The 11785-nt window shown below is 70.3% G+C and carries 11 protein-coding genes, 1 tRNA gene, 1 pseudogene and 1 riboswitch; of the genes and pseudogenes, 7 read left to right on the forward strand and 6 right to left on the reverse strand.

What is annotated here, in order from left to right; genetic code table 11:
- Positions 1 to 7 precede the first annotated feature (7 nt).
- Complete coding sequence (gene metE, locus O7626_RS03765; RefSeq protein ID WP_278059275.1) at positions 8 to 2245, forward strand: 5-methyltetrahydropteroyltriglutamate--homocysteine S-methyltransferase; 2238 nt, start codon at positions 8 to 10, stop codon at positions 2243 to 2245.
- Positions 2246 to 2598: 353 nt separating this feature from the next.
- On the opposite strand, the gene O7626_RS03770 is transcribed toward metE, so the two are convergent.
- The 4 genes from O7626_RS03770 to O7626_RS03785 all read right to left on the reverse strand — a co-directional run bounded on the left by O7626_RS03770 (position 2599) and on the right by O7626_RS03785 (position 5989).
- On the reverse strand, positions 2599 to 2961 hold the full coding sequence (locus O7626_RS03770) for a hypothetical protein (RefSeq protein WP_278066050.1): 363 nt from the start codon (positions 2959 to 2961) through the stop codon (positions 2599 to 2601).
- Between the two features lie 90 nt (positions 2962 to 3051).
- Entirely contained in the window at positions 3052 to 4128 is a 1077-nt protein-coding gene (locus O7626_RS03775; RefSeq protein WP_278059277.1) for an ABC transporter substrate-binding protein, read from the reverse strand.
- The gene (locus tag O7626_RS03780; protein ID WP_278059279.1) at positions 4125 to 4958 is read right to left on the reverse strand and encodes an ABC transporter ATP-binding protein; all 834 of its coding nucleotides are present in this window, start codon (positions 4956 to 4958) and stop codon (positions 4125 to 4127) included. The genes O7626_RS03775 and O7626_RS03780 overlap by 4 nt, the downstream gene beginning before the upstream one ends.
- Positions 4955 to 5989: an iron ABC transporter permease gene (locus O7626_RS03785; protein ID WP_278059281.1), complete on the reverse strand. Its 1035-nt coding sequence runs from the start codon at positions 5987 to 5989 to the stop codon at positions 4955 to 4957. The genes O7626_RS03780 and O7626_RS03785 overlap by 4 nt, the downstream gene beginning before the upstream one ends.
- A 43-nt stretch (positions 5990 to 6032) precedes the next feature.
- A riboswitch (cobalamin riboswitch) is annotated at positions 6033 to 6217 on the reverse strand.
- 654 nt (positions 6218 to 6871) lie between these two features.
- Between O7626_RS03785 and O7626_RS03790 the strand changes: the two genes are divergently transcribed.
- A complete protein-coding gene (locus tag O7626_RS03790; protein WP_278059283.1) occupies positions 6872 to 7054 on the forward strand; it encodes a hypothetical protein in 183 nt (60 codons plus the stop codon).
- 65 nt (positions 7055 to 7119) lie between these two features.
- Positions 7120 to 7247: transfer RNA gene (locus O7626_RS03795), tRNA-Ser, on the forward strand.
- Positions 7248 to 7458: 211 nt separating this feature from the next.
- Here O7626_RS03795 and O7626_RS03800 read toward each other — a convergent pair.
- Positions 7459 to 8076: a hypothetical protein gene (locus tag O7626_RS03800; protein ID WP_278059285.1), complete on the reverse strand. Its 618-nt coding sequence runs from the start codon at positions 8074 to 8076 to the stop codon at positions 7459 to 7461.
- A 489-nt stretch (positions 8077 to 8565) separates the two neighbouring features.
- Here O7626_RS03800 and O7626_RS03805 point away from each other — a divergent pair.
- The 4 genes and pseudogenes from O7626_RS03805 to O7626_RS03820 form a co-directional block, all read left to right on the forward strand.
- Positions 8566 to 8661: pseudogene (locus O7626_RS03805) on the forward strand (anchored repeat-type ABC transporter permease subunit); the annotation flags it as partial.
- Between the two features lie 142 nt (positions 8662 to 8803).
- A complete protein-coding gene (locus O7626_RS03810; protein WP_278059287.1) occupies positions 8804 to 9196 on the forward strand; it encodes an SCO5389 family protein in 393 nt (130 codons plus the stop codon).
- A complete protein-coding gene (locus tag O7626_RS03815) occupies positions 9186 to 10235 on the forward strand; it encodes an LLM class flavin-dependent oxidoreductase (RefSeq protein WP_278059289.1) in 1050 nt (349 codons plus the stop codon). Before O7626_RS03810 ends, O7626_RS03815 begins: the two co-directional genes overlap by 11 nt.
- A gap of 293 nt (positions 10236 to 10528) precedes the next feature.
- Positions 10529 to 11071 (forward strand): hypothetical protein, encoded by a 543-nt coding sequence (locus O7626_RS03820; protein WP_278059291.1) that lies wholly within the window; start codon positions 10529 to 10531, stop codon positions 11069 to 11071.
- A gap of 242 nt (positions 11072 to 11313) precedes the next feature.
- On the opposite strand, the gene O7626_RS03825 is transcribed toward O7626_RS03820, so the two are convergent.
- Positions 11314 to 11703 carry a hypothetical protein gene (locus O7626_RS03825; protein ID WP_278059293.1) on the reverse strand — a complete coding sequence of 130 codons (390 nt, stop codon included), beginning with the start codon at positions 11701 to 11703 and terminating at the stop codon, positions 11314 to 11316.
- Positions 11704 to 11785 lie beyond the last annotated feature (82 nt).

The following is an 11785-nucleotide window of genomic DNA, read 5'->3' on the forward strand; positions in this document are numbered from 1 at the left end:
CCCTGTGATGAATACCGCATTCGGGCAGAGCACCGTGCTCGGCTACCCGCGTATCGGCGCCAACCGGGAGCTGAAGAAGGCCGTCGAGGCATACTGGGCCGGCGGCATCGACGCCGAGGCCCTGGAGGAGATCGCCGCCGGGCTACGGGCCGAGGTGTGGCGGACGCTGGCCAACGCCCGCGTCGACGCGATCCCGTCGAACACGTTCTCCTTCTACGACCACATGCTGGACACCGCGGTGGCGGTCGGCGCGATCCCGGCCCGGTTCGCCCGGCTCGGGCTCTCCGCGCTGGACACCTACTTCGCGATGGCGCGCGGCGTCGATGCCGAGCCGGCGCTGGAGCTGACGAAGTGGTTCGCCACCAACTATCACTACCTGGTGCCGGAGATCGACCCGGACACCGTCTTCACGGCGAACCCGGCCAAGGCGCTGCGCGAGTACACCGAGGCCCGTGACCTGGGTGTTTCCACCCGGCCGGTGCTTGTCGGTCCGGCCACGTTCCTGCTGCTGGCCAAGGGTGTCGGCCCGTTCGCCCGGCTCGACGACCTGGTCGAGGCGTACGCCGGGATCCTCACCGCCCTTGCGGAGGCGGGCGTGGCCTGGGTGCAGCTCGATGAGCCCGCCTACGTCGCTGACCGCGACCCCGAGGAGATCAACGCCCTACGCCGCGCCTACACCCGGCTCGGCGAACTCACACACCGGCCGCAGATCTTCGTCGCCACGTACTTCGGTGAACTCGGCGACGCCCTGCCGGCCCTGCTGGACACCCCGGTCGAGGCGGTCGGCCTGGACCTGGTCGCCGGGCCGGGCAACCTCGACCGACTCGCCGCCGCCGGCCCGCTGCGCGGCAAGACGATCGTGGCCGGCCTGGTGGACGGCCACAACATCTGGCGTACAGACCTGCGCGCCGCCATCGCCACCGGAGCGACCGTCACCGCGCTGGCCGATCACGTCGCCGTCTCCACCTCCTGCTCGCTGCTGCACGTCCCGGTCGACCTCTCCGTCGAGACCCGTCTCGACCCCGACTTGTACGCCCGGCTCGCTTTCGCCCGGCAGAAGGTCGACGAGGTCGTCCTGCTCGGCCGCGCGCTGCGCGACGGCACCGCCCACCTGCCCGAGCCGCTGCCGCCCGTTCCAGCGGCCTGGCGGCGTGACGACGTCCGGGCCCGGTTCGCCGCGCTCAGCCCGGTGGACCGGCAGCGCGGCGACTACGCGGGCCGGGCCGCCGCCCAGCAGCAGCGGCTGGGGCTGCCGGAGCTGCCCACCACCACGATCGGCTCCTTTCCGCAGACAGCCGAGCTGCGCAAGGCCCGCGCCGAGTACCGGGCCGGCCGGCTCGACGACGCCGGCTACGTCCAGCGGATGCGCGCCGAGGTCGAACACGTCATCCGGCTCCAGGAGCAGCTTGGGCTGGACGTGCTCGTGCACGGTGAGCCGGAACGCAACGACATGGTCCAGTACTTTGGCGAGCAACTCGACGGGTTCGCCGCTACCGCGCACGGCTGGGTGCAGTCGTACGGCTCCCGCTGCGTGCGCCCGCCGATCATCTACGCCGACGTCGCCCGCCGGGCGCCGATGACGGTCGAGTGGTCCACCTACGCCCAGTCCCTCACCGATCGGCCGGTCAAGGGGATGCTCACCGGCCCGGTCACCATCCTGGCCTGGTCGTTCGTCCGTACAGACCAACCCCTCGCGGAAACCGCCGACCAGGTCGCGCTCGCCCTGCGCGACGAGTGCCACGACCTAGAGACCGCCGGGATCCGGGTCATCCAGGTCGACGAGCCGGCCCTGCGCGAAACCCTGCCACTGCGCAAGGCCGACCAGAAGGCGTACCTGGACTGGGCGGTGGGTGCCTTCCGGCTGGCCACCAGCGGCGTCGCCGACGACACGCAGATCCACACCCACCTGTGCTACTCCGAATTCGGCGAGGTCATCGGTGCGATCGACGCCCTGGACGCCGACGTGACCAGCATCGAGGCGTCCCGCTCGAAGATGGAGGTCCTCGACGACCTTGCCGCGATCGGCTACCGCCGGGGCGTCGGCCCCGGGGTGTGGGACATCCACTCGCCCCGGGTCCCGTCGCGTGACGAGGTGGTCGAGGCCCTGCGGCGGGCGGTCGCCGCCGTGCCGGCCCAGCGGCTGTGGGCCAACCCGGACTGCGGCCTGAAGACCCGCGGCTACCCCGAGGTCGAGGCGTCGCTACGCCACCTGGTCACGGCCGCCGCCGAAGTCCGCGGTAACTGACATCGCCGCGCCGGGTGGGCTCTCTCCGGAGAAACCCGCCCGGCCCGATCGGGAAGTGACATCGGTCACGCAGCGCCTCAGACCGCACTGCGGCGACCGTTGTTGAGGCTTGGGATGAAACCCGCGCCAGTACCGCCGGCCAATCGGCGGCACGTCATCGAACCCGGGAATGTACGGTGGCGACCGATCCTTGATCGCAGGTACCGGTCTCGCGGTCACATGGACACCAGAGCCTTCGCTGAAGGATCGTCGCTGTGCATGTCGATGGCGAAACGGCCGATGTCCGCTGTACCGGGTGACCGCAGCGGCGGCGCCGGCGAGAGTCCGGCAGGGATTGGCGGCGTCGCCGCCGATCACGGCGGTTTAGCTGCGGACGAGGGAGCTGGCGCACCCGGAGCGGCGATGACCGACAACTCGAGAACAGCCGGCAGGTCGGCTTTTCCGGGCCCACCGGCCTGGATCCACTCGATCAGGTCGGTGAGCACGGCGTCGTCGAGGACCAGGCCGAACCACACCGGGCGGGCGCCGGCCCGCCGGGCGGCCGGGGTCGGGTTGACCACGAAGACGTTGGACTGAGTGCAGACGTCCAGGCAGTCGCTGGTGCGTATCTGATGCTCCCGACCCAGGGCCGCACGGACCCGGTCGAGCTGGGCATCATGGTCGAGCTGCGGATGTTTGGTCCGGCTGCCGCAGCAGCAGTCCCGGCACACGGTCACGGTGCAGCCCACGTCAACGCTCAAAATGGACCACCACGGTAGCCGGTGCGGATTCGCGCATTCTCCGCGCCGCGATCAAGCTGCGGGCGGTCACTTGAGCCAGTCGTTGCCGGGCAGCTTGCTGAGCTGTCGGATGTCGAGCGTCGGCGAGACCGATGACTTCGGGGCCACGCCAAAATGCTCCACCGCTTTGCGTACCCACTCGGCCGCGTCGATGTTGAGAGGGCCGGAGACCCACATGGCGTACGGCAGGTTGACGAACCGTCCATCCTTGACCGCCTTGAGGTTGCGGGATGCCGGGTTGGCCTTCAGGGTGTCGATCTTCTGTTGGTACGACTGTCCCGGGTAGTCGACGAAGAAGATGACGTCCGGGTTCGAGGCGGCGAGCCGTTCCCAGCCCACCTCGGTCCAGGTGTCCTTCACGTCGGCGGTGGCGTTGGTGACCCCCGCGGCGTCGAAGATGGCCTGCGGGCCGCCGTACGATCCGGAGGTGAAGACGGCGTCGGTCCCGGAGTCGAAGAGGAACGCCGTCGGCTTCTCGCCACTCGTGGGGGCCGCCGCCAGTGTTGCCCGCCGCTTTTCGATGTCGGCGACGACGGCGTCCGCGGTCTCGCGGTGGCCGGTCAGCGTACCGACGTTGTGCAGGTCGGTGGTGAGGGCCGTCCACGCGTCCATCGTGCCGCGGGCGCCGTTGTCCTGCTTGCATGTCTCGCTGAGCAGGTAGGTCTTGATGCCGTGGGTCGTCAGGTCTTCGGGCATCAGGTTGCGGGACTCGCTGAACCCGTACCCGTAACCGGCGAACATCATCTCCGGCTTGACCGCCAGGACGTTCTCCAAGGTGGGGTACTCCTCCCCGACCTCCTTCAGCTGATCGATCCGGGCCTCGGGATAGGCGAGCTCTAGTACGTCCCGGTCCTGGTCGATGCCGGTGACGGCGGTCAGTTGGTCGCGTGCGCCGACGGACAGCACGATCGAGATGATGCCGCCGTCGTACGCGTACAGCCGGGTGACGGGCTTGTCGACACTCACGTCCTGCCCGCAGTTCTGGACGGTGATGGCGCCGCTGGTCGCGCTCGATCCGGCATCGCCGGAGGCGCACGCGGTGAGGGTGGACAGGCCGAGCACAAGAGCGGTGAGACGGGTACGGCCGGGCGGAAAGACGGTCATGCCGGTGAGGGGTCCTCTCGGGGGTGGATGAGCAGGTGGTGCTGCGGGAGGCTGGGGTGGGGCACCTGAACGGAGCCGACGCCGAAGTGCGTCTCGACGTGGTGGGCGCCGAGCACCTCGGCGGGCGGGCCGACGGCGACGATGCCCGCCGGCTCTGACGTCCGGTCGCTGCCCTCGCGCCAGCCGACGAGGGCGAGTCGGTCGAAGAAGCGCAAGGCGAGATCGAGGTCGTGCACGGTGGCCACCAGGGTCCGGGCGCGTGTGGCGAAGACCTCCAGGAGGTCGAGCTGCCAGGCGACGTCGAGGTGGTTGGTCGGCTCGTCGAGCAGCATCACCGGGCACTGCTGGGCCAGGCCGCGGGCCAGGGTGGCCCGGCGCCGCTCGCCGCCGGACAGTTGGTCGGCGATGGTGTCGATCCGGTCGGCCAGTCCGACGGCGTCGAGGGCGCCGCGCACGAGATCGTGCTCGGCGCTGCCACCGCGGGCCCAGGGACGGGTCTGCGGCACCCGGCCGAGGGCGACCATCTCGCCGACCCGTAGCTCGGACGTCGTCACGTCTTCCTGGGGTACATAGGCAAGCCGCCGGGCGCGCTCCCGGTTCGGGAGCCGCCGCAGATCGACCAGCCCGCCTCCGCCGTCGGCGATCAGCGCGGTTCCGGCGCTGGGGTGCAGCACTCCGGCCAGCACCCGCAGCAGCGTCGTCTTCCCAGCGCCGTTCACCCCGACGATGCCGAGCCGTGCGCCGTCGGCGACGTCGAGGTCGACGCCACGCAGCACGGTGCGGCCGCCCAGCCGGGCGGAGACGTCGTGCAGGCGCAGGGCGGGGGTCATCGGTCACCACCGAACCGGTACGCGCCTCGGCCCATGAGCAGCAGGAACAGGGGCGCCCCGAGTACGCCGGTCACCACGCCCAGGGGTATTTCCTGCGGTCGCACCGCCACCCGGGCCAGCACGTCGACCCAGACGAGGAACACCGCACCCGCCACCGCCGCGACCGGCAGGACGACCCGGTGCCGGGCGCCCACGACCAGCCGCGCCGCGTGCGGAACGAGGAGTCCGACGAATCCCACTCCTCCGCTGACCGCCACCAGCACACCGACGACCACGGACAGGGTCACGAACAGCGCCGTTCGCAGCGCGGTCACGTTGATCCCGAGAGCTGCGGCCGTCTCCGGCCCGGCTGCCAGCGCGTCCAGCCAGCGATGCACGGCCAGCAAGCCGGCCGCGAGGACGACGACGAACGCGGCGGGTATCCAGAGTTTCTCCCAGGTGGCTCCGCCGACGCTACCCAGCATCCAGAACATCACCGAGTCGGCCGCGCGCTCGTCGTCGCTGAGAAAGACCAGCAGCGAGGCGATCGCCGACAACCCGGAGGACAGGACGACGCCGGAGAGCACGAGCCGGATCGGGGTCAGTCCGCCCTGCGCGGTGGCGATCAGCCAGATCAGCAGCGCGGATCCCATCGCACCCAGCAGTGCTCCGATCGAGACTGCGTAGAGACCGAGCCCCGCGAGCGCGCCGGTGGTGAGGGCCGCGGTGGCGCCCACCGAGGCGCCCGAGCTGATGCCCAGCAGGTAGGGGTCGGCCAGTGAGTTACGTACCAGGGTCTGCATGCCGGCCCCGGCGATCGCCAGGCCCGCGCCCACGACCAGCGCCAGCAGCGCGCGGGGCAGGCGCAGTTCCCAGATGATGACGTCCCAGCGGCCGGCCGGCTCGCCAGCGAAACGATCCGTGACCGCCGCGACGACCTCGGCGAGCGGGACGCGCTCGGAACCGAAGGCCAGCGAGGCGATCACGCTGAGCACCGACATGACGGCCAGCACGAAAAGCAGCGGCCAGAACGGCAGCCGGCGCCGGGACATGGTAATACCTCTCGGGTCTGGAGACCCTGATCGCGAGAGTCCACCGACGAGCGTGTGAGCCGACAGGTCTTCGGACTCGGGGTCAACCGGCGGCACGGCCTTCCCAGAGAAGCGTTCTCTAGTGGCGAAATCGTGCCGCCGTCGCCCTCACCGCTGCGCGCCAGTCCCGGAATCTCACCGGAGTTCCCTGGCATCCCAGAGGATGCGGTCGACTCGACCGGGACACTACACGCCGCACCAGACGGATTCAGCAGCCGAGGATTCCATCCTCGGTGACGTCGACCACTTGGTCTGCATTGGGCCGGCCACTACGTGGGCGAGCTTCCCGGCGATCGCCGGAAACTCAGCGGCCGCGGGTGACGAGGCTCCTCTGTCGTTGGCCCACGCCGGAAACCGAAGGGGGCGCCGGATGATGCTGCTGCTGAACGGTTGACGCGCCTGGCGGCCGATGGTCGCCGCCGACGGAGGTGCTGCCCGCATCGGCGACGCCGGCCGGTCGCGTACCCGCCGGACAGCGCGGTGACGATGTCGCGGTCTCCGGCGAGCGTTGTCGCCGTCCGCAGGTCGGCGTCGGTCGCGGTAACGGTCCCGGCTGACGAGACCGCGTCACCTACGGCGCAAGGTGTCGACGCACGGGCAGCCTGCGGCACCGCCGTATGCATCCCCGCGACCGGCCGCCAGCCGCGAGGTGCGGCCAGGACGGTCGCCGAAGTCAGCGGACGCTGGTGACGGCGGCGTCCGCGCCGCCGCGCCAGATGAGCCCGGCTTCGGTGTAGCCGGCGTCACGGAGGGCACGCAGATGCCAGGAGGCCGATCATTCCGTTGAAGTGCGGAAATGCTAATGCGCGCATGCGTGGCTGGAGTGCTATTGACACCTCGGGGATGGTGAATAGCCTCGACGCGAGGTCGCTACTTCCGGCGGTGAACGCCTCGTCGTGGTTCGCCAGACTGACGCCGGAACTGCCGAAGTACGAGCTTGCCGTTGACGTCGCGGGGCCGGCCACCGCGACCGCCTGGTGCGGGCAGTGGCGGGCGGACGGGGTGGCACGAAGCCTTCCACACTGAGCGTGGTCACATTGGTGGTCACTGCCCAAGATCAAATAGCCATCATTGCGCAACATGTGGCGACAGGGGGTGTGAGTTGATGTAGAAAATTTCCCCTGCTCAAAGCACCTGTCGGCATCCGGCGGTACGGCGTGACAGAATCGTTACCATACTGGCAGTGTGGGGGTCAGGGGTTCGAGTCCCCTCGGCTCCACCCTTGCGGAACGCCCTGGTGAGAGAGCGACTCTCCGCCAGGGCGTTTGTCGTTTCTGATCTCTGTGGGCCGACGCGTGCCAGATCAGGAGCTGATCTTGCCCCGCGCTCTCTTGCTCAGAGCGTCCAGCGCGGCGGCGATGGCGTGAACGCGGTCACGGTTCGCTTGTCGGCAAATCATGGTGGCGCGGGATCGGTCGCTGCCGTGGCCGCTACGTGACGTACCGCCTGGACATGGCGGCCCGCACCGGCGTGCGGCCAGCAACGGGGTGGTCGCCGGAGGGGCCGTGGCCGAATTTGAAGATGGTGGTGGCGTCTCCGCTGTTGGTGTCGCGGAGGTACCAGGTGGAGTTGCTGGGGCGGAAGACGCCGATGGTGTCCTTGCCGTCGCCGTTCCAGTCACCAGACACCGGAATGTCCTCCACCCGGGGGCCCGCCGCGTTCCACAGAGCGTTGACGATGATCTGCGCGTCCGACGCCTGAACCTGGTACTTGTCCGGATAGGCCGACACCTGCACCCGCTGGCAGACCTCGCCGACCGGGGCGGTGGCCCAGGAGCCGTTCGGGTACTTGTCCTGCATGGCATTGAGGAACTTGTTGGTGGCCGCGGTGGGGTTCAACCGTTCGGCCCGGGTGCCCCACCAGTCCTGCTGTTGGAAGAGGCCGAGACTGGTGTGGTCGACCTTCTCGCTGATGTTCTGTAGGTGGGTTTCGACGATCACGGTGGCGATCGCGATGACGCCGGCCCGGGCGGCGAGGTTGCGGGCGCGTACCGCCTCGATCACCTCCCGCGCGCAGGAGACCCGGTACGCGCTCATGTAGCCACGCATGTCGGACGGTAGCTGCGAGTTCGTTGGGTCGCCAGCGCCGCGTCCGTCGCGGTGGGGCCGTTGGGATCGCAGTCCACCGTCTCGTACATCGCGGTCAACGGAGCGAGGGCCGGTGGCAGATCCGGCTGTGATGCGACCTCGGCGCCGAGCGCCGGTGACGCGCCCACCAGGGCGGTCGTGGTCAGTGCGGCCGTGGCGCAGAGAAGCGGCATCTTCAACAGCCTGCTGTTCGCCAGTGGTAGTCCATTCGTAGGCAGCCTTCGGGTATGGCCCCGGTCTTCTTGAACGGGCTCGTTCGATAGAGGCTGAGGCACGCCCCTGGAGGAGGGCTGAAGCACGGCCGACAGCACCAAAGCTGTACCCGACCGGCGCGGCGCCGGCATTCGGAATCCGGTCCGGGGGACGAGGCGACACCCCGTCCCATCCTCCGGATCAGCGGAGCCGGGTCAGCAGGGCCGGGCAGCAACCCCGGCTCGGCCTGGCGGGCCGCTGGTCCTCGCACCGCACAAGGAGTTCGTCGCCGTCTGCCTGGACCGGGAGATGGCCCGATCCATGGGTCTGCCGGTCTTCTGGCTCGACATCGTCCACACCCGGGAAGTGCATCCGGGCGGACCACGGGCCCGGGCGTGCGGGCTGGACGGACGGCTGGCGATCAGGCAAGGTAGAAATCGCGGTTAGTACATTTATCGACACCGACGGTGATGGTTCCGACCATTGAGGAGTCTGGATGTCCCTCGACGTACCCACTGCCCTGCTGGAGCGGGCCGAGGCCGGTCCGGTCGACGACGCCGAGTTCGTCGCCTGCGTACGCGACTCGCTGCCCTATGCCTGGGCGGTGATCAGTGGGGTCGCCGGCGACCTCGACCGCGACGGCGGCGACTTCGCCGACCACGAGGTGCCGCCGCCGGGCGAGGCCGAGCGGGGCCAACTGCTGCGGGCGCTGGCCAGTGACGCGATCCGGGCAGCGTTGGAGCGCCACTTCGGGGTGAAGCTGGCGTTCCAGAACTGCCACCGGGTCGCCGCGTTCCCGCCCTCCGCGGTGGACGGCGAGCGTTACCGCGCCTTCGTCTCGCCCCGGGGGCAACTGCTCAACCAGTCACCCGAGCTGCGTGACTGCTGACCCGTCCGGCGACGCGCGGCCGTCCCGGCCGCGCGTCGACCTGTTCCTGCTCGCCGCCCAGTTCCCCGGTGCCGACCACACCGCCGCCCTCGGGCACGCCGTCGACTACGCCATCGCCGCGGAGACGGCCGGGTTCGACGGGGTCTGGCTCGCCGAACACCACTTCATCTCGTACGGCGTCTGCCCGTCGGCCGTCGCGCTGGCCGGCTTCCTGCTCGGTCGGACCAACCGGCTGCGGGTCGGCACGGCGGCGGCGATCCTGCCCAACCGCCACCCGGTGGCCCTCGCCGAGGAGGCGGCACTGCTCGACGCGGTTTCCGGCGGCCGGTTCGACCTGGGCGTGGCGCGCGGCGGCCCCTGGGTCGACCTGGAGGTCTTCGGCACCGGGCTGGACCGCAGCACGAGCGGCTTCCCGGAGTCGCTGGACCTGCTCCTGACGGCGCTCTCCGGACGGCCGACGGTGACCGGAAGCGGTCCGGTGCACCGGTTCCGGCAGGTCGCCATGGTGCCCCGCCCGAGCCGGCCGCTGCCGGTGTGGCTGGCCGCCACCTCGACGCCGACCGTGGACCTCGCGGCTGCCCGAGGGCTCCCGCTGCTGCTCGGCATGCACGTCGACGACGCCGCCAAGGCCGCCACCCTCGACCGTCACGCGCGGACCGCCACGGCCGCCGGCCGGAACGCGACGGGCGCGGAACACGTCAGTGCGCACCTGGCGTACGTCGCCGACACCGTCGCCGAGGCGGAGAAGGAACTGCGCGACACGCTGCCCGGCTGGCTCGCCCGCACCCGCGAGTACGTCCGGATCGACGGCAGCCCACCCGCGCACCGCGACCTGGACGCCTATCTGGAACACCTGCTCGCGATCCAGCCGGTCGGCCCGGCCGACCGCTGCGTGTCGCGGCTGGCCGGCACCCTCGCCGCCACCGGCGCCCGGCGGCTGATGCTGACCGTCGAGGCCGCCGGGCACCCCGATCGCACCCTGGGGAACATCCGGCGACTGGGCGCGGAGGTCCTGCCGCACCTTGCGGTGACCGGCTGAGATCCGGGCCCGCCGACGGGCCGGTACTCGGGGTGGGTGCCGGGCCTCATGCGGGTTCTCCTTCGGCGTCGGTCGGCTCCTGGCCGGCTGGGTCCAGGTCCGGGGAGGGGGAAGCAGCCGGCGAACGGGTCGGGGTAGCCGCGCCAGGCTTCCTCGCCGTCGGCGAGCTCGGCGTCGGTGAGCAGGCAGCGGGTGAGGGTGCGGTGCAGGTCGGCCGGGTCGAGGTCCAGGCCGATGAAGTCACCGCCAACCCGCTCGTTTCGTTCCGGGCGCCGACCGGGTAGGTGAGGGCCATGGATCGCAGTGTGGTCAGGGTGCTGCTCGCCGCCTGGGAACGACCCGACTTCCGGGCGGGCCTGCGGCACCTGATCGACCTTGACGAGGTGACGTCGCTGCTCGCCGCGCTGGCCGTCGACGATCCCGACCATCCCGACGACGAGGTGCGGCGCCGGGCGATGGAGCTGCTGCGGTCGGCGCTGGAGACGGCGGAGATCCGGGCTGCGGTCCTGCTGCTGGTGGAGACCGACGATATCCGGCACAGCCTCGCCGCCGCGATCTCGGAGAACCTCGCCGACCGCCCGGATCTCGCGGCGTCGATCCGGTCCGCTCTGGACGATCCCGCCGTCCGCGCCGAGATCCGGGACGCACTGGAGTCACCGGGGATGCGGACCCTGGTGTGGAAGGTGGTGGAGGACGAGTTCCGTGGCCGCCGACTGACCCTGGTCCGGGAGGCGACGCTGCTGCTCCTGCGGCACCGTCCGGCCCGCCGCCTGGCCTGGGCGCTGAAGCGGCACGGGGTCATCCGCGAGCTGCGCCGCCGGCCCGTGCCTGCCTGATCGCCCGGGGCCGCCCATGGTCCGGGTACGCGGACGGCCCCGTCCGACGACTCGTCATGGCGATGGCGGGCAACTCGAACGCGGCAGGCATGGACCTTTGGCGCGACTCTTCCGACACGAACTCCGACCACCCTGAGGAACTCGGCGTTTGTGTCGGAGGAGTCAGGAAACGATCCGCTCGCCCTTGTCGGTGGCCGGGTCGTACCGGCCTTCGAGGTAGTCGATGAACGCCGAGCGGAAGATCACTGGCAGTTGCGTGTGTGGAAGGCCACCCTCGTCACGGTCATGGGCACGTACAGGTGGCCGTCGCCAGAGGTGGCGCAGAGGGTGCCGGTGTAGACCGTCCCGGACCACGTGGCGGTCCAGGTGATGTCGACGTTGCGGGAGGTGTAGTTGTAGAAGTTGAACACCGTGACGTTCCCGGACCAGTCTGCGGTGGTCACCAGGGACGGAGGCGCGGTGGGACCCTCCGCCGGGTGATCCGTGTTGGCCCAACCGCAGAACGTGCCCTGCGTGCAGTTCCCGGGCGGCCAGATTCCGTAACCTCCTTCGGAGTCAGCCGCCGCCGAGGCGGGAGACGCGGTGGCCAGCACGCCTGCGACGGCTGCGGCGACAGCGAGGGATTTCAACATGCCTCACCTACTTTCCAGCGAAAATATTGACGCATGTAAATTTTATGTGCGGAAATTTGACCGGTCAAGCACCTGTCGTGAC

It is taken from the genome of Micromonospora sp. WMMD1102, from assembly GCF_029626265.1.
Taxonomy (GTDB): Bacteria; Actinomycetota; Actinomycetes; order Mycobacteriales; family Micromonosporaceae; genus Plantactinospora.

Bases quoted from the DNA above. Each gene is read 5' to 3' on its own strand.
- metE (WP_278059275.1), top strand. From the start codon at position 8: ATGAATACCGCATTCGGGCAGAGCACCGTGCTCGGCTACCCGCGTATC.
- O7626_RS03775 (WP_278059277.1), bottom strand. From the start codon at position 4,128: ATGACCGTCTTTCCGCCCGGCCGTACCCGTCTCACCGCTCTTGTGCTC.
- O7626_RS03780 (WP_278059279.1), bottom strand. From the start codon at position 4,958: ATGACCCCCGCCCTGCGCCTGCACGACGTCTCCGCCCGGCTGGGCGGC.
- O7626_RS03785 (WP_278059281.1), bottom strand. From the start codon at position 5,989: ATGTCCCGGCGCCGGCTGCCGTTCTGGCCGCTGCTTTTCGTGCTGGCC.
- O7626_RS03790 (WP_278059283.1), top strand. From the start codon at position 6,872: ATGGTGAATAGCCTCGACGCGAGGTCGCTACTTCCGGCGGTGAACGCC.
- O7626_RS03800 (WP_278059285.1), bottom strand. From the start codon at position 8,076: ATGCGTGGCTACATGAGCGCGTACCGGGTCTCCTGCGCGCGGGAGGTG.
- O7626_RS03810 (WP_278059287.1), top strand. From the start codon at position 8,804: ATGTCCCTCGACGTACCCACTGCCCTGCTGGAGCGGGCCGAGGCCGGT.
- O7626_RS03820 (WP_278059291.1), top strand. From the start codon at position 10,529: ATGGATCGCAGTGTGGTCAGGGTGCTGCTCGCCGCCTGGGAACGACCC.
- O7626_RS03825 (WP_278059293.1), bottom strand. From the start codon at position 11,703: ATGTTGAAATCCCTCGCTGTCGCCGCAGCCGTCGCAGGCGTGCTGGCC.